Below are 23,829 nucleotides of genomic sequence, written 5' to 3'. Positions count from 1 at the left end.
GAAACTGTCGCCATTCCGATCGACCGAAAGTGGAGTTTCCCATGTCCGACCAAAACCGCCAGATGACCCCGGAAGAGGCCGCCGCCTTCACCGAGCAGGTGTTCAACAAGGCCCGCGAGGGCGACGCGGTGATGCTCGACCGGCTGATCGGCGCGGGGCTGCCGGTGAACCTGCGCAACGGCAAGGGCGACACGCTGCTGATGCTGGCCAGCTATTACGGGCACCTGGACGCGGTGCAGGTGCTGCTCAAGCACAAGGCCGACCCGGAGCAACGCAACGGCAACGGTCAGAGCCCGATCGCCGGCGCGGCGTTCAAGGGTGACCTGGCGGTGGTCAAGGCCTTGGTCGACGGCGGCGCCGACATCGACGGCGCCTCGTTCGACGGCCGTACGGCGCTGATGATGGCGGCCATGTTCAACCGGGTGGAAATCGTCGAGTACCTGATCGGCAAGGGCGCCGACCCGAAAGCCAAGGACGCCAACGGCGTCACCGCCCTCGACGCGGCCCGCACCATGGGCGCGGCCGACACCACGGCGCTGCTGGAAAAGCTTCTGGGCTGAAACCGGCCTCAGGTCGGAACCGGGCCTGTGGCGCAGGCGAGAATGCGCTATCCTGCGCGCCCTCGAAAAACCTTCGCCACAGGATCCGCCCCCCATGAAAGCCGCACTCGCCGAACTCATCAGCAAAATCAGCTCCGGCTGCATGGCCGAGGACGAAATCCTGAAGGTCGCCGATGAAGCGGCGCAGGCCTACGCCGATGCTGACGCCTTCCTGGCCGCCAACACCGACATCAACTACGACGACACCTTCCCGATCCCCCTGGGCGAGTGGGTGGTGGTCGGCAGCCTGCCGGACACCGTGCTGTTCCAGGCCGACACCTATGCGGACCTGTTCGCGCAGATCGTCGCGTCGTTCGGCCCCGGCGTGGAATTCAACCTCAAGCCCAAGCAACTGGCCAAGACCGAAGCCCTGACCGCGCTCAACCGCATCCAGATCCAGATGAGCAGCCTGAACAAGGAAAACGGCGGCTACACGCTGATGAACTTCAGCCAGCTGCTCGATGACGAACTGCAAGTGGTGCTGGTGTACGGCAACGACGTGCCGCGGGTGCTGGAACTGTGCGCCGAAACCGGCATCGCCGCCGCGCCGGCGCTGGAGGCCCTGAAGGTCGCGGTGCACGTCTGAGGCAATAAAAAGGAACCCCGGCCGGCGCCGTCTATCCTAAGGGTGCATGCCACCACTTCGGAGCGACGCCATGGGTTCCACGTTCAACGGCCTGGTCGGGCTGATCATCCTTGCCCTGGACATCTGGGCGATCATCAATGTGCTGAAAAGCGGCGCCGAGACCGGGATGAAGATCCTCTGGGTGCTGCTGATCATCCTCCTGCCGGTGCTGGGCCTGATCATCTGGGCGATCGCGGGCCCCAGGGGCAATGTGCGGCTTTGACCCGAACCTGCGGGAGCGTTTGACTGATCCGGCCCTCAAGTGCCTGGGCGGACGCCATCGCCAGCAGGCTGGCTCCCACAATGGACTGCAGTGACCGCAGATTCGGCATTCGACCGCGATCCCGGTGGGAGCCAGCCTGCTGGCGATGGCGTCAGCCGGGGCGCCGCCCGGCCGGATCGATGCCGTCTCTCGCGCAAGGATCGCGCCCGGCCGATGAACCGGGGTTCGACCTGTCATCTTGCGCAACGTAGAATGCGCGCCTTTCCCGGGCAGTCGTCACTGCGACCGTCGCCCCAGCATTCACCGGAGCACGTCCCATGAGCACCACCAAGACCAGCGAGTACCTGGAAACCCTCTACGAAGGCTACGGCCAGCGTTTTCGCATGGAAAAAATGCTGCACGAAGTGCGCACCGAACATCAGCACCTGGTGATCTTCCAGAACCCGCGCATGGGCCGGGTGATGGCGCTGGACGGCGTGATCCAGACCACCGAGGCGGATGAGTTCATCTACCACGAGATGCTCACCCACGTGCCGATCCTCGCCCACGGCACCGCCAAGCGCGTGCTGATCATCGGCGGCGGCGACGGCGGCATGCTGCGCGAAGTGACCAAGCACGCCAGCGTCGAGCACATCACCATGGTCGAGATCGACGGCACCGTGGTTGACATGTGCAAGGAATTTTTGCCGAACCACTCCAAGGGCGCCTACGATGACCCGCGCCTGAACCTGGTGATCGACGACGGCATGCGTTTCGTCGCCACCACCACCGAGAAGTTCGACGTGATCATTTCCGACTCCACCGACCCGATCGGCCCGGGCGAGGTGCTGTTCTCGGAAAATTTCTACCAGGCCTGCCACCGTTGCCTGAACGAGGGCGGCATCCTCGTGACCCAGAACGGCACGCCGTTCATGCAGATCGACGAAGTGAAGACCACCGCCGGCCGCCTGCGCAGCCTGTTCCCGGACTGGCACTTCTATCAGGCGGCCGTGCCGACCTACATCGGCGGCTCGATGACCTTCGCCTGGGGTTCGACCGACCCGGCCTACCGCAAGCTGAGCCGCGAGACCCTGCAGCAGCGCTTCATCGGCAGCGGCATCGTCACCCGCTACTACAACCCGGAAATCCACATCGGCGCCTTCGCCCTGCCGCAATACGTGCTGCAGGCGGTGAACAAGCCGGCCAACGACTGAGCCTGTGCGCAAGCGGCGGGCCGCACCGCCGCTTGCGCATGCCAGACCGCCCTCCGAACCTGTAGGAGCCAGCCTGCTGGCGATGGCGCCCGCCAAGGCGCCGCCTACCGGCCCCCGCATGAAAGGTTTTTCATCTGCGTCGGCGACAATCCTCGGGAACGATCAAATCGGCTAAAAGTCGAGATAGGTGTAGGCCCATTTGCGGGCTTGACCGAGGAGGCTCCGATGTCAAAGTGGAAAGTCACTTTCGTGGATGATCATGGCGAAACCGTCGACGAAGTCTTCGAGTGCGAGGAGTGCCCGAGCCACGAGCACGCCGCCCGTCTCATCAAGGAACGATTCCTTCCCGTGGCCGCCGAGCTGGATCTGAACGATCTGGAGGGGCGCACCGCCGATGCCGGCGTCAAGAGCCTCAAGGCTCAGCACAGCATCGAAATCCGCAGCATCACCCTAGTCTGAATCTTTCTGACAGCTGACCGCCAGGCCTTGGCAGCGGGTCTGTCATGGGGCTAATCTGCAGGCGAGATCAGCGAACGGATCGCTAAGGTCTGGTCTTGTCAGCTCCATGCTTGTTTCCCGTGGGCAACCCGGTTGCCGCAACGCTTGAGTGCAGGGAATACGGAAAGTCTATCCATCTGTCAGAGGGGGACGTTTCATGAGCACAGCCTATCAAGAAGACATCAGCAGCAACGTGCTGCGCCGCATGAAAGAAGGCGGTTTCGATTTCTCCAGGATCCATCCCATCGAGTTCTACGCCATTTTCCCGAACGAGGAGCGGGCGCGCAGGGCGGCAGGTCATTTTCGCGGTGAATCCTTCAATGCCCAGGTCAGCGTGCGCGACGACGGCGCGTGGTACCTGGAACTGAGCAAGGTCATGCACGCGACCTACGGTGGCATCGGCGATTTCGAGCAGCGTTTCTCCGCCGTGGTGGAGCCGTTGGGCGGCGTCATCGAAGGCTGGGGTGTGAAGCACGAGCTGCGCAACCGGCGGCGCCTGCACTGATCTTTCGCAAGAGCGTCGGGCAACGGCTGACCTTCGGGTCGGCCGTTGTCGTTTCCGGAGCCCGGAAACGCCGTGGCAAAACCCTGAAACAAGAATCCGAGGCAAAAAAAAGCCACCGTCGAAGGTGGCTCAAAGGGAAGACCGGAAGGAGAGGGAACCGGTCAGGGTTACGGCTGGGCGGGCTGCGGTCGCGGCCATCGATCGGTTGGGCTGCACACTTGGCGGGGGAACTCGTGCAGCGGATGCGCGGATTATCCGCAGCCGCTCCCGGGCAGTGAAATCAACTCTGACTATGCTGGTGATAGGCGACGGCGTTGCGTCGCCATGGAGCGGGGGCGATCGGGTAGGGGCGTTTGTCGCACAGCAATGGTGCGGTGTTCGCGGCGCGATTATCCAACCGATTGAAATCAAAGCGTTTCTGCCGATGGCACGGGCCTTGCGAAGGTTCGGATGTCCGGAGCGACAAGGAGTACGGCATGAACCGCACCAGTTTTGACGAGATGTACGATGCCGGCGGCCAGGTCCGCCCGCATTACCGGGAATTCGCCCGCTGGCTGGCCGAGACGCCCGACGAACTGCTGGCCCAGCGGCGACGCGAGGCCGATCTGCTGTTCCACCGTGCCGGCATCACCTTCACCCTCTACGGGGACGAGCAGGGCACCGAGCGCCTGATCCCCTTCGACACCATTCCGCGCAGCATCCCCGCCAGCGAATGGCGGACCGTCGAGCGCGGCTGCATCCAGCGGGTCAAGGCGCTGAACCTGTTCCTCGCCGACCTCTACCACGGCCAGCGCATCATCAAGGCCGGGATCATTCCCGCCGAGCAGGTGCTGGCCAACGAGCAGTACCAGTTGGCGATGCAGGGGCTGGACCTGCACCGCGACATCTATTCGCACATCTCCGGCGTCGACCTGGTGCGCGACGGCGACGGCACCTACTACGTGCTGGAGGACAACCTGCGCACCCCCAGCGGCGTGAGCTACATGCTCGAAGACCGCAAGATGATGATGCGCCTGTTCCCCGAACTGTTCGCCGCCCAGCGCATCGCCCCCATCGACCATTACCCGAACCTGTTGCTCGACACGCTCAAGAGCTCCAGCCCCCTGGACGACCCGAGCGTAGTGGTACTGACGCCGGGGCGGTTCAACAGCGCGTTTTTCGAGCATGCGTTCCTCGCCCGGGAAATGGGCGTCGAGCTGGTGGAGGGCGCGGATCTTTTCGTGCGCGACGACAAGGTCTACATGCGCACCACCGACGGCCCGAAGGCCGTGGACGTGATCTACCGCCGTCTCGACGACGCCTTCCTCGACCCGCTGGCGTTCCGCCCGGACTCGATGCTGGGCGTGCCGGGGCTGCTGTCGTCGTACCGCTCCGGCAACGTGGTGCTCGCCAATGCGATCGGCACCGGCGTGGCCGACGACAAGTCGGTGTATCCGTACGTCACCGAAATGATCCGCTTCTACCTCGACGAGGAGCCGATCCTCAAGAACGTGCCGACGTGGCAATGCCGCAATCCGTCGGAACTGTCCCACGTGCTGGCCCATCTGCCGGATCTGGTGGTCAAGGAGACCCAGGGCTCCGGCGGCTACGGCATGCTGGTGGGGCCGGCGGCGACGGGCGCGGAGATCGACGCGTTCCGCGAGCGGATCAAGGCCAGGCCGCATGCATACATCGCGCAGCCGACGCTGTCGCTGTCGACTTGTCCGACCTTTGTCGAGAACGGCATCGCGCCGCGCCACATCGACCTGCGCCCGTTCGTGCTGTCCGGCCGGGAAACCCGGGTGGTGCCCGGTGGCCTGACCCGTGTCGCCCTGCGTGAAGGCTCCCTGGTGGTGAATTCCTCCCAGGGCGGCGGCACCAAGGACACCTGGGTGGTCGAGGATTGAAGGAAACCTGCCATGTTAAGTAGAACTGCCTCGGATCTGTACTGGATGTCGCGTTACCTGGAGCGTGCGGAAAACCTCGCGCGGATGCTCGACGTCAGCTATTCGCTGTCGCTGATGCCGCAGGACGGCCGCGGCGACGGCCTGCACGAACTCGCCATGCCGCTGATGATCACCGGCACCTTGGACGACTACCTGGAGCGCCACGGCGAGCTGCACGCCGAGCGGCTGCTGCACTTCTTCGCCCTCGATGCGGCCAACCCGGCCAGCATCTACAGCTGCCTCGGCGCGGCCCGGGCCAGCGCCCATGCGGTGCGCGGGCGGATCACCGCCGACATGTGGGAAAACATCAACGCCACGTGGCTTGAGATCCGCGGGATCGCCGACCAGGGCCTGAGCCGCTACGGCATGAGCCGGTTCTGCGAATGGATCAAGGAGCGCTCGCACCTGTTCCGCGGCGCCTCCTACGGCACCATCATGCGCAACGACGCGTTCCGCTTCATCCGCCTGGGCACGTTCATCGAACGGGCGGACAACACCCTGCGCCTGCTCGACGCCCGCTACGAGATGGCCGGCGACCAGGCCGAAGCGGTCAGCGACGGCACCGCGCACGCCTATTACCAGTGGAGCGCGCTGCTGCGGGCCTTGTCGTCGTTCGAGGCCTACACCGAAATCTACCGCGATGCGCCCGGCGCCCGGCATGTCGCCGAGCTTTTGCTGTTGCGCGCCGACGTGCCGCGTTCGCTGCGGGCCTGCACCGAGGAGATCGACCAGATCCTCGCCCAGTTGCCGGGGGCCAACGGCCGGCCGGCGCAACGGCTGGCGGCGGAAATGGACGCCCGCCTGCGCTACACCGGCATCCACGAAATCCTCGAGGAGGGCCTGCACGCCTGGCTCACCGAATTCATCCCGCTGGTGCGCCAGTTGGGCAACGCCATTCACAGTTCCTACCTGGAGGCCGCATGAGACTTTCCGTCAGCCACGAGACCACCTATCACTACGACGATCAGGTGCGGGCGAGCATTCAGTACCTGCGCCTGACCCCGCACGACAGCGAGCGCCAGCAAGTGCTGAACTGGCAACTGAACATGCCGCGCCCGGTGCGCGCGCAGCTCGATCCGTTCGGCAACATCCTGCATGTGCTGACCCTCGACGAACCCCACGAAGCGATCGTCATCGGCGCCCGGGGGGTAGTGGACATCGACGAACGGCGCGAGGCGGAACACGAGAGCCAGTCGGCGTTGCCGTTCCTGCGCTTCACCCGCCTGACCGAGGCCGACGAAGCGTTGCGCGCATTCGCCGGCCAAGCCTGCAAGCAGCGCCGCGACCGCACCGCGCTGATCGACCTGATGCACGGCCTGAACCAGCACATGGCCTACCTGCCGGGCTCGACCGAAGTCGACACCTGCGCCGCCGAGGCGTTCGCGGCACGGACCGGCGTCTGTCAGGACCACACCCACGCGTTTCTCGCCTGCGCGCGCAGCCTGGGGGTGCCGGCGCGTTATGTGTCGGGTTACCTGTACAGCGAGGACTGCGAGCACCTGGCCAGCCACGCCTGGGCCGAGGCCTGGCTGGATGACGCCTGGTACAGCTTCGACGTGACCAACCGGCTGGCCCGTCCGGAGCGTCACCTGAAGCTGGCGGTGGGCCTGGACTACCTCGACGCCTGCCCGGTGCGCGGCATGCGCCGGGGCGGCGGGTACGAGCAGATGCACGCCAAGGTGGTGGTGGCGCCGACGCCGGTGATCTCCGTCCAGCAACAGTGATGAGGCCCCCTGTAGGAGCGAGCCTGCTCGCGAAGGCGGATCGGCCACCTTTGCAGTGGCTGACGGATCGCTTCGCGAGCAGGCTCGCTCCTACAGGGATGGTGTGGTCTCAGGGCTTAACTTTGCGTCCGGCCATGTGCTTGAGGTAGCCCACCAGGTTCTGCAGCTCCGCGTCCGGCAGCACCTGGGCGGAGAAACCCGGCATCTTCGCCTGCGGCCATTGGCGCAGGCTCTGCGGGTCGCGAATGTAGCGCTTGAGGAAGTCCGCACCGAAGTACTCGGTCGGGTTGTACGGAATGTTCAGGTCCGGCCCGAACTGCGCATCCCCGGCACCGTTAAGGCGGTGGCAGGCCAGGCAGTTCTTCTGGAACAGCGCGAAGCCCTTGTTCACCGGGTCATCGGCCTTCAGCGCGGGATCCGGCAGCAGGGCGGGGAAGCGCTCGGCCACCGGCGCCATGCGCTTGATGCTGGCGACTTCGAACGGCCACTGCTCGGGGCTGATGTGGCCGGCCTCGGGGTCGGTCCAAACCAGATAGAACGGCCCGGCGCTGGGCTTGCCTTCCGACAGTGGCGGCCACGGCTGCGCCGGATCCTCGATGGCCAGCCAGGCCCGTGCGCCTTGGGTCTGGAGCAACGGCGCGGCGGCCAGTTCCGCGGCGAAGCCGTCCAGCGCCACCGCTTGCAGGTGGTCGCCCGGCTGGATGCCCGTCAACAGAGCAGCCACCGGCACGGCGCGGTAGGTCATGTCGCGCTTGTAGGAAACATCGTTCTTGATCGTGAGGGTCTGCACCTGAGGATGCTTGAGCAGTTCCTCGGTCTGCCAGGTGCGGCCGTTCGCGCCCAGCTCCAGGTTCAGCTGTGCGGCGTAGAGGGGCGTGCTCAGCAGCAGGGCCCCGAACAGTGTGAGCGCTTTCAAATGATCGCCGTCCATGTCGTGGAAGTGCGCAAAGAGTGGCACAGCCACGCTGGCCCGGATAGCGGGCCAGTCACAGGATAAGTGGCGATGAGCGAAACCTGCCGCTTGAGTCAGCCGAGCACCTTGGTCAGGTTGGGCAGAATCAACAACAGCGTCGTGGCAAAAAGAATGAGCCCCGCTTGACGAACTTTCGGTTGTTTGAACATGGCTTGACCGCCTTTTTTGTTATTTCCTGAGGCTTGCCTGATCTCCATGACGGCAAGCGTTGCACTTCCTGTAACGAACGGGTGCCTCGGCAAAACCCGACGACAACGACGTACTTGTTCACATTAGGGCCCGCGTCACGCTTGGCTTAGATCCATTTCGTATGGATTTGCTGCCAGTCGCGATAAAAACGGCATGAGGCCCATTGCCAGCTTCTTTGCCGCCCTTTTGCTAGACAGCTCGGTGGCCTGAACCGGTTAACCTGGCCGGGGATGACCGTCCGTCTGAGCGTGCGCGTCAACGCCATTGAGCGCTGCGGTCATTGAATCCGGGGCGGCGCGAGCCAACAGTGAGCGCACGAAATTCACTCACCGCACAGGTTCGAGACGTCATGACCCAAGCTTTGATTTTCGACGCGTTACGCACGCCCCGCGGCAAGGGCAAGGCCGATGGATCGCTGCACAGCGTCAAGCCGGTGAACCTGGTGGCCGGGCTGCTCACCGCACTGCAGCAGCGCACGGCGCTGGACACCAGCCAGGTCGATGACGTGGTGCTCGGTTGCGTCACGCCCATCGGCGATCAAGGCTCGGACATCGCCAAGACCGCCGTGCAGGTGGCCGACTGGGACATCAGTGTGGCGGGCGTGCAGATCAACCGCTTCTGCGCCTCGGGCCTGGAGGCGGTGAACCTCGGGGCCATGAAGGTGCGCTCGGGGTTCGAAGAGTTGGTGGTGGTCGGCGGCGTCGAATCCATGTCGCGGGTGCCGATGGGCAGCGACGGCGGTGCCTGGGCACTGGATCCGCAGACCAACCTGCACAGCCATTTCACGCCGCAGGGCGTGGGCGCCGACCTGATCGCCACCCTTGAGGGGTTCAGCCGCCAGGACGTCGACGCCTACGCTTTGCATTCGCAGCAAAAGGCCGCGCGGGCGCGGGCCGACGGATCGTTCAGCAAATCCCTGGTGCCGGTGCAGGACCAGAACGGCATCGTCCTGCTGGATCACGATGAATTCATCCGCGCCGAGTCCACCCTCGAAGGCCTGGGCAAGCTCAAGCCGAGCTTCGAAATGATCGGCCAGATGGGCTTCGACGCGACGGCGCTGCGGGTCTACAGCCATGTCGAGCGGATCAACCATGTGCACACGCCGGGCAACAGCTCCGGCATCGTCGATGGCGCGGCGCTGATGCTGATCGGCTCCGAAGCCCGCGGCAAGGCGCTGGGCCTCACGCCCCGGGCGCGGATCGTCGCCACGGCGGTCACCAGCACCGACCCGACCATCATGCTCACCGGCCCCGCGCCGGCCACCCGCAAGGCACTGGCCAAGGCCGGGCTGCGGGTCGAGGACATCGACCTGTTCGAAGTCAACGAAGCCTTCGCTTCCGTGGTGCTGAAGTTCATCAAGGACATGGCCGTCGACCCGGACAAGGTCAACGTCAACGGCGGCTCCATCGCCATGGGCCATCCGTTGGGCGCCACCGGCTGCGCGATCCTCGGCACCCTGCTCGATGAACTGGAAGCCCGGCGCCTGCGCTATGGCCTGGCGACGCTGTGCGTCGGCGGCGGCATGGGCATCGCCACCATCATCGAACGCCTCTGAGCCCGGACTTCAAGGAATCCACCCCCATGAACCAAGCCATCCGTTACGAACTGGGCCAGGACAACATCGTCACCCTGACCATCGACATGCCGGGCCAGAGCGCCAACACCATGAACGCGGTGTACCGCGAGGCCATGGCCGATTGCGTCGCCCGCCTGGCGGCGGAAAAGGACACGATCGCCGGCGTCATCGTCACCTCCGCCAAGAAGACCTTCTTCGCCGGCGGCGACCTCAACGAGCTGATCAAAGTCGGCAAGCCCGAAGCCCGGGCCTTCTACGACATGGTGCTGACCCTCAAGGGCCAGTTGCGCACCCTGGAGACCCTCGGCAAACCGGTGGTCGCCGCCATCAACGGCGCGGCGCTGGGGGGCGGCTGGGAAATCTGCCTGGCCTGCCATCACCGGGTGGCGCTGGACGACGCGTCGGTGCAGCTCGGTCTGCCCGAAGTGACCTTGGGCCTGTTGCCGGGCGGCGGCGGGGTGGTGCGCATGGTGCGCATGCTCGGCCTGGAAAAGGCGCTGCCATATCTGCTTGAAGGCAAGAAAGTCCGCCCGCAGCAAGCCTTGCAGGCCGGCCTGGTCGACGAACTGGCGGCCGACCGCGACGAACTGCTGGCCAAGTCCCGGGCCTGGATCCTGGCCAACCCGAACGCGGTGCAGCGTTGGGACGTGAAGGGCTACCAGATCCCCGGCGGCACGCCGTCGAACCCGAAGGTCGCGCAGATGCTGGCCATCGCCCCGTCGATCCTGCGCGCGAAAACCCAAGGCACCTTGCCTGCCCCGGAGAAGATCCTCTGCGCGGCGGTGGAAGGCGCGCAGGTGGATTTCGACACGGCGCACCTGATCGAGACCCGCTACTTCACCGAACTGACCACCGGCCAGGTCGCGAAGAACCTGATCGGCACGTTCTGGTTCCAGCTCAACGAAATCAATGCCGGCGGCTCGCGGCCGCAGGGGCATGCGCCTTACGTGACACGCCGGGTGGGCGTGCTCGGGGCCGGGATGATGGGGGCGGGGATCGCCTACGTCAGCGCGGCGGCTGGCATCGAGGTGGTGCTCAAGGACGTGAACCTGGCCGCCGCCGAGAAGGGCAAGGCCCATTCGGCGGCGTTGCTGGACAAGAAAGTCGCCCGCGGCCACATGAGCGCCGAGCAGCGCGATACGGTGCTGGCGCGGATCCGTCCCACCGAAAGCGATGCCGACCTGGATGGCTGCGACCTGATCATCGAGGCGGTGTTCGAGGACCGCGAACTCAAGGCCAAGGTATCGGCGGCCGCGCAACAGGTGGTCGGCGCCGACGCGGTGATCGCGTCCAACACCTCGACCCTGCCGATCACCGGCCTGGCGACGGCGGTGCCGGATCCGGGCAAGTTCATCGGGCTGCATTTCTTCAGCCCTGTGGACAAGATGCCGCTGGTGGAGATCATCAGGGGCGCGCAAACCCGCGACGAGACCCTGGCCCGTGGTTTCGACTTCGTCCTGCAGATCAAGAAGACCCCGATTGTCGTCAACGACAGCCGTGGCTTCTTCACCTCGCGGGTGTTCGGCACGTTCACCAACGAAGGCATCGCCATGCTCGGCGAAGGCGTCAGCGCGCCGATGATCGAGACCGAAGCGCGCAAGGCCGGGATGCCGGTGGGGCCGCTGGCGATCTCCGACGAAGTTTCCCTCAGCCTGATGAGCCATATCCGTCTGCAAACGGCCAAAGACCTGCAAGCGGAAGGGAAACCGCTGATTGAGCACCCGGCGTTCGCCGTGATTGACTTGCTGCTCAACGAATTCAAGCGGCCGGGCAAGGCCGCGGGAGGCGGTTTCTATGACTATCCGGCCGGCGGCCAGAAACACCTCTGGCCCGAGCTAAAGACCCGTTTCGAAAGGCCAGACGGGCAGATTCCGCCGAAGGACGTACGTGATCGCCTGCTGTTCGTGCAGGCCCTGGAAACCGTCCGTTGCGTGGAGGAGGGCGTGTTGATGTCCACGGCCGACGCCAACGTCGGCTCGGTCTTCGGCATCGGTTTCGCGGCGTGGACGGGCGGTGCCTTGCAGTTCATCAACCAGTACGGCGTGCAGGACTTCGTCGCCCGCGCGCAATACCTGGCCGAACAGTACGGCGAGCGTTTCGCGCCACCGGCCCTGCTGCTCGAAAAGGCGGCGAAGGGGGAACTGTTCTGACGGTGTCCTGACGGGGATCGGGCGCATTTCGGGGCTTGCCTTGCCGGGTGGTTTCAAGGCAGGCTCTGGGGTGTGCATTATTCCCATCACGTGTCAGGAATTTTTTATGTCGCTACGCATCTGCATTCTGGAAACCGACATCCTGCGTCCGGAACTGGTCGATCAGTATCAGGGTTACGGGCAGATGTTCCAGCGCCTGTTCTCGCAGCAGCCGATCGCCGCCGAGTTCACCGTCTACAACGTGATGCAGGGCGATTATCCGAGCGATGACCTGACCTTCGATGCTTACCTGGTCACCGGCAGCAAAGCCGATTCGTTCGGCACCGACCCGTGGATCCAGACCCTCAAGCAATACCTGCTGACCCGCTACGAGCGCGGCGACAAGCTGCTGGGCGTGTGCTTCGGCCATCAGTTGCTGGCGCTGCTGCTGGGCGGCAAGAGCGAGCGCGCCACCCAAGGCTGGGGCGTCGGCATCCACAATTACAAGATGGCCGCCAAGGCCCCGTGGATGAACCCGGTGCGTGAAGAGCTGACGCTTTTGATCAGCCACCAGGACCAGGTCACTGCACTGCCGGAGAACGCCACGGTGATCGCCTCCAGCGATTTCTGCCCGTTCGCGGCGTACCACATCAACGATCAGGTGCTGTGCTTCCAGGGCCATCCGGAATTCATTCACGACTATTCGCGTGCGCTGCTGGACCTGCGCCAGGAAGCCCTGGGCGAACAGGTCTACAGCAAAGGCGTGGCCAGCCTTGAGCATCAGCACCATGGCACCACGGTGGCGGAGTGGATGATGCGTTTCGTGGCACACAAACCGGCAACCGCCTGACCCGCGCCTGTAGCGAGGGAGTTTGCGTCCACCGGGCCGCGAAGCGGCCCCAGCCCTGGGTTCCCTACAGCCACCCCGACTTCTTGAAGCTCGCCCACAGCCCCACGCAGCCCACGGTGATGAACCCCAGCACGCCGAAATAGCCGTAGTGCCAACTCAGCTCAGGCATGTTCTGGAAGTTCATCCCGTAGATCCCGGCCACCGCCGTGGGGAACGCCAGGATCGCCGCCCACGCGGCGAACTTGCGCTGCACCACGCTCTGGCGTGACGCCTCCAGCAACACACCGATCTCGATGGTCTGGCTGGCGATGTCCGCCAGGGTCGTCAGATCCTCCATCTGCCGCGTCACGTGGATCTGCACATCCCGGAAGTAGGGGCGCATGTTCTTGTCGATGAACGGGAAGCTCAGCTTCTGCAGTTCCTCGCCGATCTCCACCATGGGCGCCGCATAACGCCGCAGGCGCAGGACGTCCCGGCGCAGGCCGTGAAGCTTCTGGATGTCATGTTCGTTCAAGGCGCTGCACAGCACGTTGCGCTCCAGCTCGTCGATTTCGGCATGGATCGCTTCGCCCACCGGCTGATAGTTCTCGATCACGAAATCCAGGATTGCATACAGTACGAAATCTTCCCCGTGCTCAAGCAGCAGCGGACGCGCCTCACAACGTTGGCGGACGTGGGCGTAGGACGCCGAGTGGCCGTTGCGGGCGGTGATGATGTAGCCCTTGCCGGCGAAGATATGGGTTTCGATAAATTGCAGGATGCCGTGCTGGCGCACCGGCGAGTAGGTGACGATGAACAGCGCGTCGCCGAAGGTTTCCAGCTTCGGTCGGCTGTGCTTTTCCAGGGCGTCTTCGATGGCCAGTTCGTGCAGGTTGAACTGGCGTTGCAGGTTGGCCAGCTCCTGGGCGTTCGGCTCTTCCAGGCCGATCCAAACGAAGTGCCCGGTTTTCGCGGCCCAGGCCGCGCCTTCGTCGAGGGTGATGTTGGTGACTTTCTTACCGGCACTGTAAACCGCAGCAGCGACAACTCGACCCATGGTGGTGATTCACTTCTTCTTGGCAGATGACAGGGGTTTCAGGCTTCAGCTTAGCCGTGTGGCTGCTTCAGAGTGCGTGCAATCTGCATCGTTCACCGGCAAAAGAAAACCCGCACGGGGCGGGTTTCATCTTCAGGCGGCCTGCAGCTGCCGATCCATGGCATCGATGCATTCGCGCATCTGCTCCTGGCACTGGGCCATGAGCCGAGGCATGTCGTCCATCGTCAGTCCTGCTGTAGGAATCGCCGGCAACGAACGGATGAGCACGTTGCCGCTGCGCCAGCGGTTCAGGCGCATATGGTTGATGTAGTTGCTGACGCACACCGGAACGATCGGCACGCCGGCGGCGATCGCCATCTGGAACGCGCCTTTCTTGAACGGCAGCAGTTCCTTGCCCAGGTTGCGGGTGCCTTCCGGAAACACCCAGATCGAGGTGTCCTCATGCTGCAGGGTATGGGTGGTGGTCAGCATCGACTTGCGCGCCTTGTGTGCGTTCCCACGGTCGATCAACACGTTGCCGGCCAGCCAGAACAGCTGGCCGAACAGCGGCACCCACTTCAGGCTCTTCTTGCCGATGCACACGGTGCGGTAAGGCACCACGTTGCCGAACACGAACAGGTCGTAGTTGGACTGATGGTTGGCGATGATCACGCAACTGGCAGGCTTGTTCATCAACCCGCTGACCTCGGCCTTGATTTTCAGCCGCAGGATGCACATGGCCGGCAGCGCATAGAGGCGGGCACACAGACGGCTGTTGTCCGGATTGAACGGACGGCACAGGCCGAGGATCACACCCAGCACACCGGCAAGAATAAAGTGCAGCCCCATCAACAACATACGTAACGCAAACAGCATTTTCACGCCCACCGGGACAAAAAGGTGGCGCAGTGTACGGATGTGCACTGTTTTCGGCAATTGCCGCTCAAGTGTCCGGAGATGGGCGATGTTTAAGCGCATGTTTCCGACTCGGTGGTCAGATGCGACCTAGAGCGTTGTCGGAGGATTCAAATGCCCGCGTAAGAAAAAGCCCGACACGACGGCCGGGCTCTCGGTTTGCTGCGCGATGGCGGGGGCAGGGGGTTATCCCAGATGCTCCTGATCCTGAATGATCGCGTTGTCCAGGGTTTCCAGCAGGGCCTTGCGCACCTTGAGCTTGGTGTTCTTGTGCGCGGTCATGTTGATCTTCTTCAACTGACGTGCAGCGGCGAGGGCGGCGCCCTGCAGTTCTTCGGCCGACACCACCTTATCCAGGAAGCCGGCGTCCACGGCGGATTGCGGATCGAACATCTCACCGTTGATCACCGAACGGTGGAAAGCCGAGCGGCGCAGGCGGTCACGGGCCAGCTCGATGCCGGCGTGGTGCATGGTCATGCCGATCTGCACTTCGTTCAAACCGATGCTGAACGGGCCGTCGACGCCGATGCGGTAGTCGGCGGACAACAGAATGAACGCCCCTTTGGCGACCGCATGGCCCGGGCAGGCCACGATCACCGGGAACGGGTGCGACAGCAGGCGACGGGCCAGGGTCGAACCGGCGGTCACCAGCGACACCGCCTCTTTAGGGCCGGCCGTCATTACCTTGAGGTCATAGCCGCCCGACAGGATGCCCGGCTGACCGGTGATGATCACCACGGCGCGATCGGTCACGGCCCGGTCCAGCGCTGCGTTGAACGCGGCGATCACGTCCGGGGAAATGGCATTGACCTTGCCGTTGCTCAGGGTCAGGGTCGCGATGCCGTCTTCGAGGTGATAGGCAACCAGGTCGCTCATGACGCTATTCCTTATAAGAAAGTTGAGGCAGACGTTACCCAGCGATGCAGGTCAGGTAAAGCACTGTGACTGACCCGCCGGTCACCGCATTCCGTTTGCCGATCCCTATGGAAGGCATTCCCGGTGCCGAAGATGGCCTGGCGCCGACCGGAGAATGGCCGGTTTGCCATGGGCCGGAACCCGCAGAAAAGGGTAAATGCCTTAACCGCATGAAAATTCTGAAAAAAACCTTTGCCATCGGAAAAGCTTTCGACTACATTAGCGCGCCTCGACAGACGCAACGCGAATGACGAGATACGGTGAAGTGTCCGAGTGGCTTAAGGAGCACGCCTGGAAAGTGTGTATACAGGAAACTGTATCGAGAGTTCGAATCTCTCCTTCACCGCCAAATTCTGAGAACGCAAACCCCTGATTTTCCTAGAGAAAGTCGGGGGTTTGTGGTTTTTGGCGTCCGAAAAATGGCCATATGGGACTGAGATGGGACTGGCGCGCTATTTTGGTGCAAAAAATGACGACTACCGCATGGGTGAATGACGTCGCCAGCGATTCGATGAGCTAGGATTCTGCGAACCAAACTCGATGGAAGCCTGCTATGCCAAATAACTCAGATTCCAACATTGCCACTGCAGATGCACTTACGCTGCTGCTGCACAACCAGCATGCGCTTGGGGCGGCGGTAGAAGAGGTCACCAAGTGGCTTTCAGAGAATGGCGTAGAGACTGTTGCGGAAAGCGCGGTTGGAGCTATGGAAACTCTGGATAAGAACGCGAAAGCGATCGAAGATGCGATTCTGCGACTTCGACAATCCTAGGTGGGATGCCATGCATTACGAACAAGCGTTGAATTACATGGAGCGCATCGTCAGTGTGTTTGCAGAGCGCGTCCCCGCTCCCCAAAAAGTTGAATTTAGAGATTCGTTTGTCTATCGACATGTTGAGAAAACGATCTATCAGGCGTTGGTGCAGAAGCTGGCGCGCATGGTGAGTAGCCTCCACGCGGCAAAGTTGTTGCTTGAAGCGGGGTTTATTCAAGAACAGGCCTCTCTACAACGTATCCTCGATGAAATTACCGAAGATATTTCGTTCTTGGCATACTCAGTAATCAACGGAGATTCGACTCCTATACTTGAGCAATACTTGGAGAATTTCTTTCAAGAGGAATTTCACTCCCACGCAGAGTCTGTCTCTTCGATAAACAAGGGAATGGTGCCAAGGAAAAAAATTCGTGCGTATTTGGATCGGTGCGTGAGCGGTCCAAAAGGTTGTAGCAAGCACTTGGATAGTGCCAGAACGCTTAGCAAGGCATATTCGGGTTACGTCCATGCAGCTTCACCCCAGATCATGGATATGTATGGGGGAGCACCACCCGGTTTTTTTATGCGAGGCATGCACGGGACTACGAGGCAAGCTGAGCATCGTGCGGATTTTTGGAATTATATGTATAGAGGCCTCATGGCCTGCTGTATGGCGGCGTTGGCATTCAGGGATAACGAGTTATTTACTTCGATTCGCGATTATGAGGCTAGCTTTCTGAAAGCAACGAGCACCGGCTTCCAGTCCAATGATTGGTCAGCACTGGAGTAGACAGCTACACATAATTACGTCCTATGTTCAGTCGGCCCCCACACCTTGCCTAGGTGCGGGGGCCTTTTCTTGGCATCCTGGAAACGAGACTCCCCCAGGCTGGTCTACCGCTGCGCCTCAGCGGATTCAGTGTAGAACTGTGACCGGTGACAACTTCAGGGCAAGTTGCAGCATCCCTACCACGTCCGGTCCGTCCTCGTTGATCCAGGTTCCATAGTGCTGACGGATCATATTGCCGTTGGTATGACCCATCTGCTCGGCGATCCAGTCGATCGATGCCACGCCAGTAGTGAGTAATTGACTGGCGTAGGTGTGCCGGCACTGCCCAGGCCCGCGGTAGCGTACCCCGGCCGCAAGCAGATGTGCCTTGAAAAAGCGGTCTCGCACGACAAAGTCGTTGGCATGCGGCAGACCGCTTTTCGTGTTGAGGAAGACGAAGTGCAGGGAGTGTCGGCGGATTGTCTTGTTGTCGCGCTCGACGACCTCGACGGTTTCCGCCTTGCGCCGGCGGGTCAGCGCATCAATCTTGCGTAGCGCCTCCCACGCCGGGGCCAGCAGACGCACCCGGCGCGTCGATCGGCGGGTCTTTGTGACCCGGTAGGCGCCGCGCACCTTGGAGCGGCGAAAGGTCACGGTGCCTTGTGCCAGGTCGACGTCTTCCCAGGCCAGGGCGATGGTTTCCGAGACCCGTGGCCCGGCCCACAGCATGAACTGCACCATCAGCAGCTCCAGTGTGCGGTCGGTTGGCGTGGTGAGGATCTGTTTGATTTCGGCACGGGTAAAAGGATCGGGCGCCTCCGGATCAGGTAGGCGGACCATCAGCCCTTCGGTCGGGTCATGGGCGACCTTCATCCGCGTGCGGTACAGGCGAAACACCTGGCGCACGTTGCTGATGATGTCGCGAATGGTCTTGTTCTTCAGGGTTTTCGACAGCGTGCCCTGAATCCATTCCTGCAGATCCAGGTGATCGATCTGGTTGATCTGGTGCTTGCCCCAGCGCGGGCGCACATGCACTTCGGCCTTGTTCGCATACCCGCGATAGCTGGACGCCGCCACGCTGTTGGCCTTGATCTTCAACCACAGGTCCAGGTAATGGCCGAAGGTGTTTTCCACCAGCCTTGAGGAGTGGGGAAAGTGCCGGGCGTAATCGAAGGTGCCGGTCTGGATCTCGTAATCGATGATGTCGAGCAGGCGCCTGGCCTGGGCGACGGTTGCCGGCGTGTTGCCCCCGGGGACGGATTCCCGGCATTTCTCCCCGTTGTATTGAAAGTAGATTCTCACGGAATTGCCGCGAGCTTCGACGCCACTCATGTAAACCCCTAACGCTGTACTCGTGTATCGACAGTCTGACGATCGGAAACAAAAAGGCCCGTTTCCGGGCCAAGTATCTGGATGCGCGTTTTCTAGTGGACGCAGCTATCGCTTCGGCGGCTGCTTGCGCCGGTGGGCATTGAGCAACTGCCGCGTGCGGCTGCACTGCGCGTGGCTGCCTTGTACGCGCCATTTACCGCACTGGTCGCACAGGCTGCTGGCGTCGAGGTCCCAGGGAAAGCGCGGTATGCCGTGGGCGCTGGATCGGTCAGACATGGGGCTCGCTCCCGGCGACCGCCGCTTCCCGCCGGCGGGGAGGGTGGGCGAGCAGGTCGGCCACGACGGCGGCGTCCCGATCGCTGAGCTGGCCCAAGGTGCCGGCGATCTGGCTCAGGTTTTCGAGGCGCGTGCGCGACTCCGGGGTTTTCTGAATCAGGTAACCGATCATGGCCGCGCCGATGATCGCGGTGGCCACCAGGTGCCGTGCCGGTGTGTTAGCCTTCGCGGCGCTGCTGCTGTGGTGCTGTGCTTGCATGGTATTGCCCTCGGTGGTGGTTGGGTGTCGGGGAGCTGCAACTCCTCGGCACTGTTTTTTCAGGTCAGTCCTTGCGCGCCAGGTGTATCACCAGGTCGTCAAAAACAGGCTCATGCTCCACGCATGATTGCCATTCCAAGACCCTCAAAATCTGTTGCCGGCTGCAGTCGTTGACCAGGATGTCGCGCTGGCCACCGGCGGCCCGCACCTCAAGAATCTGCAGCAGACCTTCTTCGCCGTAGGCGCCGGCCTGGATCACCGGTTGGGTGTGCCCCAACGCCTGCAACTGGTCGAAGACTGCCTGCAGCTTGTTCGTGTTGCCGTCGCCGGCATTGCCCATAAACACTTGGATTTGCATCGGTGTTGCCTCCTTCTCAGGCTTTGAAGATCCAGCACTTGACCGTCGTCGGACGGCCTGGAGCCAGTGGGGTTTTGGCGTTTAACGCTGCCCGAACGGCGCTATGGACGGCCTTGTTGGCCTCCACAAACTTGTGCGAGCGGGACTCTTTCAGCAGGTCGCGCAGGGTCGCCACGTCGGCCAGCTTCTGTTTGTGTTCGGCGGCGCGCTCGCTGAATTCGTTGAGGTTGATCGCAATCACATTCGGATCGCTGCTGTGGTCGACCACGGGGTCTTCGCTGAGCGATTGGAGGTAGTCGTATACCTCCCAAAACTCGGCGACCGCCGGGTGGTCGGAGCTGATCGAGGCCTGGCGCTCAATGGCCATGCGCACTATCTGGCGCTGGGTGGCGGCGACCTGGGGATCTTCCAGTTTCACAACAAAGCGCAAAGCATCGAGCAGCGAGAGCAGTTGCGCGTGGTTCTTGCTGATCCGCTCCACCCGGATGTACCCGCGCAGGTCATACCCGCAACTGCTGCAGCTGCCTTGCTCGCTGGGGTACTCCGTGCCGCAAGCGAAACAGTGGGTATGCAGGCGGCGCAGCCTGGCTTCGTGCTCGGGCATGCGCTGGGTGAAGAGCTCAAGCACGGCGGACTCCTTGCTGACCGCTCGAATCAGAAAGTGGCTCAAGGTTTTGCCGTCCAGGGCGTTGAGCCTGTCTGCCGCCACGCGGCTTTGCGGGGTGACGGTGGGACGGATGAAGTGCAGTTTGACGATCCGGGTCATGATCGCTTCGTGGGCGACCACGGGGGCGTTCTGGCTGATGGCGATCGTTCCGCGAAACGGAGGCTCGTAGGTCTCGTTGCCGGCAGTCTTCACCCCCTTGGTGGCCAGGGTGCCGCCGCCGTAGTAGTCCTTGAGTTCGTCCCACTCGAACGTCTTGGCATGCGATCGATCATCGCCGTGGCGGTCGGCCTCCAGGAACACGACGGGCATGCCGGACACCTGGCCCATCAAGCGTGAGCGACCGGCCTTTGTCGACTTCATGGGGTCGAAGCCTTCGTAACCCTCGCGGCCGAGCAGCTTCCACAGCAGATTGAGCAAGGTGGTCTTGCCGGCGCCGGCCTCGCCTGTGGCTTCCAAGAAGGGAAACGACTGGCAACGATTGCGGATCTGTTCGCAGAACAGCGAGCCGAAGAAGAACACCAGGGCGACCAGACCTTGGGCGCCGAAGCATGTCCAGAGCAATTTCAGCCAGGCTTCGTCGAAGTCCTTGCCATCTCGCTGCAGCGTGATGGACACACCTTTTTGCAGCGTCTTCAGACGCAGTTTTCCGAACTCGAAATAGTCCTCGCTGTTGACCTTGTAGGTAACGCCTTCCTTGATCGCGATATCGCCATAGACGTAGCAGCCGTATTCCTTGCTGTAGCCCACGTAGTCGATCGTCGAAACGGTTTTGATGCCGAACAATTGATCCTTCATAAGCTTGTCCAGCTGCTGCCCGCTGCCGGTGTACATGGCGCCGGCGGCCATGCCGAGCAGACGTTTCTTGAATTCGCTGGCGGCCGACAACTGACCGCTGGTGAAGGTGTTCTTCACGCTTTCGGCGTCATGCGGGAAGTCCACACGCAGGTAGTACCAGGACTCGTCGGTGACTTCGTTGCGCTGGAAATACAGGGCTTGCGGGTAGCAGTTAGCTATCTCGACGACGCTGCCTGACTGCTGCAGGGCCTTTTCGCGTTGCTGCGACTGGTTCAGCAACTGGTCGTCGTGGTTCTCGCTGTCCTCGATGTCCTGCATTGCCCGGTTAAATTTCTCCATGTCCAACTTGAACCAGTACAAGCGGCTACCGAAGCCCAGGTGGAATTCGCCGCGCTTGTTCCAGTCGTACATGAGCAGGGCTTTTTCTGCGGCGCTCTCGGCGAGCAGCAGGGCGCCCAGATGGCGGGCCTGTTTCAGATCTGCCGCCACCTGGTTGGCGCGATCGCTTTCGTCTTCGATGAAACCCCAGCGCTGGTGCAGATCGTTCCAGTCGGTCTTGCGGCCGTCACGAAGAGGGATCTGTGCCGCCTCACAGACGAACCCCAAGGCTCGCGCCTGCTTTGCCCAGCGTTTGGTGTAGGTGTGCGCGCCTGGTTCGTTATCCAGCGCCCACACCAGCTTCGGCAGCTTGCCTTCACGGTCACGGGCGAGCGCCCGTAGCGATTCCTCCGGAAATGCATTCGAAGACATGGCTGATACGGCTGCGATGTCGTTGTGCACCAGGGCGATCGCGTCGAATATGCCTTCCACAATCCAGAGTTCTTTGGCTTCCAGCAGATCCACGCAGGGCGGGCACCACCAGACGCCGCGGTAACTGTCCTTGGACTTGAAGCGCGCTTTCATCTTGCCGAAGCGGTGCGGGCGGTCGATCAGGCGTTCCCACCAGCCGCCTTTCTCCAATGCAAAGCGAACGGTGGCGCTGCCGGCGTTGTGTTCGACGGAGTAGAAACTTTCCTGGGTGAACCAGCCCTGGATCAGCTCAATGCGGAAGCCCCGGGCGAACTCCAGATAGGCGCGAGCCGTCGCGTTGGGGTGCTGATCGGTCGCCGGCGCACGCTTGCTCCAGTCTTCAAACAGATCCTCGTACAGCTCTTTCACATGCATCGTGTGAGCGCACTTCTCGGGTCTGCCGCAGATCACCAACCACGGAGCATCAAAACGGGTGTACAGCGTCTTCTGCCGGCACTTCGGGCAAGTGCCCCCGCGCATGTAGTGGGCGCCTGACCGTTGCTTAAGCCCATATTCTTTTTTCAGGCGCTCGATCACGTCGTCGCGCAATTGCTCTTTCATGGTTACTTCACTTTCTTGAGGCAGAGGGAGAGGGCGCCGATCAGATGTTTCTGAGCGGCCATCACGGGGGAATTGGCGAGAATCGAACCGTGACGCAGGCCTTCGGGGATAAAGCGGTATTGGTCTGCGTACCAAAGGTCATTGAGGCTGAGACGGTACTGTTCACGCAGGTTGGCCAGGAGCGCTTGAGCCTGATTCGGCGGCAGCTTTGCGTGGATATTCAGGGTGTTTTCCATCGTCAAACCTCAATTTCGGGCGCAGCTCACCCAAACCCACGGCGGTGGGGTAGGGGGACTTAGGGGTTGGTTGTTACGAAGCGGTAATGCGGAAGCGCCCGTTATCGGGAGCAACGAGGATGCGCTCGTAGATCAGGCTGACCGGGATTGCCCAGGTGTTGCCGGTGGAGGTGTCGAAAATTACGGTGTGTGTGGAGGTGCTGTTTACGACGTCCAATCGCTGCCGATCGCTCACCGCTGACAGTTCGCTATTGGCCAAATGCACCAGTCGTTCGGCATGCTGCGTCGTGGCGTTGTAATCAGTCACAAGGTGCTGGACGGCCCGCTTGAACAATTGCTGATCGTCGCCCAGGTGTTCGCACTGGTGCCGCTCAAGAAACGCGAGCGCTGCGGCTTTCAGCATGTCCTGATATTCCTGTACTGCCGGCAAGTTGTTCATTGGCTTTTCCCCGGTTTGGCGCGATACAGGTCGATAGCGGCAAGCACCTCAGCGTGACGCGCTGCCATGTGGAGGTTGTGGGCGGCTAGGATGTGTTCGGCTTCTTCAACGCTGATTGAGCCGTCCTCAAGCGCTTGGGCGATAGCCTGGTCAACACAGCCGCGCTTTGCCGATGCCTGAACCGATCGGGCATACAACTCGACGTTGTCCAGTTTCTCCGGAGCGGCGACGGCCACAAACAGACCGCCGTATAACTGCGCCACGTAACTCGGGAAATAGCTGGTGCCGCTGGCTTGCTCCAGCGTATGAATCTGAGCGTCTGTCAGTGGACTGCAGCCCGCATTTTCATAGGCGTGGTTGTCGAATTTTTTGACCTTCATTCCCAAACGAGCGGCAGCACCTTCGCGCCCATCCGGATGACTTCGAATAATCTCGCGCATGGCTTCCTTGCGCGTCTCTAGAACGGAGCTTTTCATCTTCTACTGTTCCCTGTTGAGTGATGCCATTACTGTTCGATAACACCGTCTTTGATGCCGAGTAACACTGCAGCTCGGTGTGCCTCCCCACGGCGACATTGGCTCTGGCCGCTCAGTACCGCGTATACGGTGCTGGGACTCAAGTGATGTAGAAGTGCAAAATCTTTCGCGGATTGCCCGCGCTTTTCCAAAGCTTTCCGCGCTTTCTGGCGGGCTTGCTCGCTGATACTCATCTTCGGCATAGTGCAAATCCATGCAATTTCA

29 protein-coding genes and 1 tRNA gene are annotated in these 23,829 nt (G+C 62.2%); 16 read left to right on the top strand and 14 right to left on the bottom strand.

All coding sequences use genetic code 11. From position 1 onward, the window contains the following. The first annotated feature begins 41 nt into the window (after positions 1 to 41). The 9 genes from CAG29_RS12025 (at position 42) to CAG29_RS11985 (ending at position 7,292) form a co-directional block, all read left to right on the top strand. Entirely contained in the window at positions 42 to 560 is a 519-nt protein-coding gene (locus CAG29_RS12025) for an ankyrin repeat domain-containing protein (RefSeq protein ID WP_085577646.1), read from the top strand. 94 nt (positions 561 to 654) lie between these two features. Further along, complete coding sequence (locus CAG29_RS12020) at positions 655 to 1,185, top strand: hypothetical protein (protein ID WP_085577645.1); 531 nt, start codon at positions 655 to 657, stop codon at positions 1,183 to 1,185. A 70-nt stretch (positions 1,186 to 1,255) separates the two neighbouring features. Then, positions 1,256 to 1,447: a PLDc N-terminal domain-containing protein gene (locus tag CAG29_RS12015; RefSeq protein WP_011062611.1), complete on the top strand. Its 192-nt coding sequence runs from the start codon at positions 1,256 to 1,258 to the stop codon at positions 1,445 to 1,447. Positions 1,448 to 1,764: 317 nt separating this feature from the next. Continuing rightward, complete coding sequence (speE, locus tag CAG29_RS12010; protein WP_085577644.1) at positions 1,765 to 2,640, top strand: polyamine aminopropyltransferase; 876 nt, start codon at positions 1,765 to 1,767, stop codon at positions 2,638 to 2,640. Positions 2,641 to 2,865: 225 nt separating this feature from the next. Continuing rightward, positions 2,866 to 3,099: a hypothetical protein gene (locus tag CAG29_RS12005; protein ID WP_085577643.1), complete on the top strand. Its 234-nt coding sequence runs from the start codon at positions 2,866 to 2,868 to the stop codon at positions 3,097 to 3,099. A gap of 196 nt (positions 3,100 to 3,295) precedes the next feature. Further along, positions 3,296 to 3,643, top strand: coding sequence for a ribonuclease E inhibitor RraB (locus tag CAG29_RS12000; RefSeq protein WP_085577642.1), 348 nt, complete (start codon positions 3,296 to 3,298; stop codon positions 3,641 to 3,643). A gap of 476 nt (positions 3,644 to 4,119) precedes the next feature. Continuing rightward, on the top strand, positions 4,120 to 5,529 hold the full coding sequence (locus CAG29_RS11995) for a circularly permuted type 2 ATP-grasp protein (protein WP_085577641.1): 1,410 nt from the start codon (positions 4,120 to 4,122) through the stop codon (positions 5,527 to 5,529). 12 nt (positions 5,530 to 5,541) lie between these two features. After that, positions 5,542 to 6,492 (top strand): alpha-E domain-containing protein, encoded by a 951-nt coding sequence (locus CAG29_RS11990; RefSeq protein WP_085577640.1) that lies wholly within the window; start codon positions 5,542 to 5,544, stop codon positions 6,490 to 6,492. Continuing rightward, entirely contained in the window at positions 6,489 to 7,292 is an 804-nt protein-coding gene (locus CAG29_RS11985; RefSeq protein ID WP_085694572.1) for a transglutaminase family protein, read from the top strand. Before CAG29_RS11990 ends, CAG29_RS11985 begins: the two co-directional genes overlap by 4 nt. A gap of 109 nt (positions 7,293 to 7,401) precedes the next feature. Here CAG29_RS11985 and CAG29_RS11980 read toward each other — a convergent pair whose 3' ends face one another. Both CAG29_RS11980 and CAG29_RS28500 read right to left on the bottom strand, forming a co-directional pair. Continuing rightward, the gene (locus tag CAG29_RS11980) at positions 7,402 to 8,223 is read right to left on the bottom strand and encodes a cytochrome c (protein WP_085694570.1); all 822 of its coding nucleotides are present in this window, start codon (positions 8,221 to 8,223) and stop codon (positions 7,402 to 7,404) included. Between the two features lie 95 nt (positions 8,224 to 8,318). Beyond that, positions 8,319 to 8,462 (bottom strand): hypothetical protein, encoded by a 144-nt coding sequence (locus CAG29_RS28500; RefSeq protein WP_170929964.1) that lies wholly within the window; start codon positions 8,460 to 8,462, stop codon positions 8,319 to 8,321. 341 nt (positions 8,463 to 8,803) lie between these two features. On the opposite strand from CAG29_RS28500, the gene CAG29_RS11975 reads away from it, so the two are divergent. The 3 genes from CAG29_RS11975 to CAG29_RS11965 all read left to right on the top strand — a co-directional run bounded on the left by CAG29_RS11975 (position 8,804) and on the right by CAG29_RS11965 (position 13,009). After that, the gene (locus CAG29_RS11975) at positions 8,804 to 10,009 is read left to right on the top strand and encodes an acetyl-CoA C-acetyltransferase (RefSeq protein ID WP_085577637.1); all 1,206 of its coding nucleotides are present in this window, start codon (positions 8,804 to 8,806) and stop codon (positions 10,007 to 10,009) included. A 26-nt stretch (positions 10,010 to 10,035) separates the two neighbouring features. Then, a complete protein-coding gene (locus CAG29_RS11970) occupies positions 10,036 to 12,180 on the top strand; it encodes a 3-hydroxyacyl-CoA dehydrogenase NAD-binding domain-containing protein (protein WP_085694567.1) in 2,145 nt (714 codons plus the stop codon). 106 nt (positions 12,181 to 12,286) lie between these two features. Further along, positions 12,287 to 13,009 carry an amidotransferase gene (locus CAG29_RS11965; protein ID WP_085577635.1) on the top strand — a complete coding sequence of 241 codons (723 nt, stop codon included), beginning with the start codon at positions 12,287 to 12,289 and terminating at the stop codon, positions 13,007 to 13,009. A 64-nt stretch (positions 13,010 to 13,073) separates the two neighbouring features. Here the strand turns inward: CAG29_RS11965 and CAG29_RS11960 are convergent, their stop codons facing one another. The 3 genes from CAG29_RS11960 to CAG29_RS11950 form a co-directional block, all read right to left on the bottom strand. After that, on the bottom strand, positions 13,074 to 14,045 hold the full coding sequence (locus CAG29_RS11960) for a magnesium and cobalt transport protein CorA (protein WP_085577634.1): 972 nt from the start codon (positions 14,043 to 14,045) through the stop codon (positions 13,074 to 13,076). Between the two features lie 132 nt (positions 14,046 to 14,177). Next, complete coding sequence (locus CAG29_RS11955; protein WP_085577633.1) at positions 14,178 to 14,900, bottom strand: 1-acylglycerol-3-phosphate O-acyltransferase; 723 nt, start codon at positions 14,898 to 14,900, stop codon at positions 14,178 to 14,180. Between the two features lie 225 nt (positions 14,901 to 15,125). Continuing rightward, positions 15,126 to 15,815, bottom strand: coding sequence for a crotonase/enoyl-CoA hydratase family protein (locus tag CAG29_RS11950; RefSeq protein ID WP_085577632.1), 690 nt, complete (start codon positions 15,813 to 15,815; stop codon positions 15,126 to 15,128). A gap of 65 nt (positions 15,816 to 15,880) precedes the next feature. Between CAG29_RS11950 and CAG29_RS28200 the strand changes: the two genes are divergently transcribed. From CAG29_RS28200 to CAG29_RS11935, 4 genes are all read left to right on the top strand, one after another. Next, a complete protein-coding gene (locus CAG29_RS28200) occupies positions 15,881 to 16,105 on the top strand; it encodes a hypothetical protein (RefSeq protein WP_139831322.1) in 225 nt (74 codons plus the stop codon). An 8-nt stretch (positions 16,106 to 16,113) separates the two neighbouring features. Next, a tRNA-Ser gene (locus CAG29_RS11945) sits at positions 16,114 to 16,203 on the top strand. A gap of 204 nt (positions 16,204 to 16,407) precedes the next feature. Beyond that, positions 16,408 to 16,626: a hypothetical protein gene (locus tag CAG29_RS11940; protein ID WP_085694565.1), complete on the top strand. Its 219-nt coding sequence runs from the start codon at positions 16,408 to 16,410 to the stop codon at positions 16,624 to 16,626. Between the two features lie 10 nt (positions 16,627 to 16,636). Then, the gene (locus tag CAG29_RS11935) at positions 16,637 to 17,398 is read left to right on the top strand and encodes a hypothetical protein (RefSeq protein ID WP_085694562.1); all 762 of its coding nucleotides are present in this window, start codon (positions 16,637 to 16,639) and stop codon (positions 17,396 to 17,398) included. 126 nt (positions 17,399 to 17,524) lie between these two features. Here the strand turns inward: CAG29_RS11935 and CAG29_RS11930 are convergent, their stop codons facing one another. The 9 genes from CAG29_RS11930 to CAG29_RS11895 all read right to left on the bottom strand — a co-directional run bounded on the left by CAG29_RS11930 (position 17,525) and on the right by CAG29_RS11895 (position 23,807). Then, positions 17,525 to 18,709 carry an Arm DNA-binding domain-containing protein gene (locus CAG29_RS11930; RefSeq protein ID WP_085694560.1) on the bottom strand — a complete coding sequence of 395 codons (1,185 nt, stop codon included), beginning with the start codon at positions 18,707 to 18,709 and terminating at the stop codon, positions 17,525 to 17,527. A gap of 105 nt (positions 18,710 to 18,814) precedes the next feature. After that, on the bottom strand, positions 18,815 to 18,985 hold the full coding sequence (locus tag CAG29_RS28495; RefSeq protein WP_170930368.1) for a hypothetical protein: 171 nt from the start codon (positions 18,983 to 18,985) through the stop codon (positions 18,815 to 18,817). Next, positions 18,978 to 19,244, bottom strand: a complete 267-nt coding sequence (locus tag CAG29_RS11925) for a hypothetical protein (protein WP_085694558.1) — start codon at positions 19,242 to 19,244, stop codon at positions 18,978 to 18,980. The genes CAG29_RS28495 and CAG29_RS11925 overlap by 8 nt, the downstream gene beginning before the upstream one ends. 64 nt (positions 19,245 to 19,308) lie before the next feature. After that, complete coding sequence (locus CAG29_RS11920; protein ID WP_085694556.1) at positions 19,309 to 19,602, bottom strand: hypothetical protein; 294 nt, start codon at positions 19,600 to 19,602, stop codon at positions 19,309 to 19,311. Between the two features lie 16 nt (positions 19,603 to 19,618). Beyond that, complete coding sequence (locus CAG29_RS11915; protein WP_085694554.1) at positions 19,619 to 22,414, bottom strand: toprim domain-containing protein; 2,796 nt, start codon at positions 22,412 to 22,414, stop codon at positions 19,619 to 19,621. 2 nt (positions 22,415 to 22,416) lie between these two features. Next, positions 22,417 to 22,650: a hypothetical protein gene (locus tag CAG29_RS11910; protein WP_085694552.1), complete on the bottom strand. Its 234-nt coding sequence runs from the start codon at positions 22,648 to 22,650 to the stop codon at positions 22,417 to 22,419. 73 nt (positions 22,651 to 22,723) lie between these two features. Continuing rightward, positions 22,724 to 23,089, bottom strand: a complete 366-nt coding sequence (locus CAG29_RS11905; protein WP_085694550.1) for a hypothetical protein — start codon at positions 23,087 to 23,089, stop codon at positions 22,724 to 22,726. After that, entirely contained in the window at positions 23,086 to 23,565 is a 480-nt protein-coding gene (locus CAG29_RS11900) for a YmfL family putative regulatory protein (protein ID WP_085694548.1), read from the bottom strand. The genes CAG29_RS11905 and CAG29_RS11900 overlap by 4 nt, the downstream gene beginning before the upstream one ends. 29 nt (positions 23,566 to 23,594) lie before the next feature. Next, positions 23,595 to 23,807, bottom strand: coding sequence for a hypothetical protein (locus tag CAG29_RS11895; RefSeq protein WP_085694546.1), 213 nt, complete (start codon positions 23,805 to 23,807; stop codon positions 23,595 to 23,597). Positions 23,808 to 23,829: the final 22 nt, after the last annotated feature.

Origin of the sequence: Pseudomonas sp. B7(2017), from assembly GCF_002112745.1 — a bacterium.
Classification (GTDB): Bacteria; Pseudomonadota; Gammaproteobacteria; order Pseudomonadales; family Pseudomonadaceae; genus Aquipseudomonas; species Aquipseudomonas ekonensis.
This window is presented reverse-complemented; position numbering and strand designations above follow the sequence as displayed.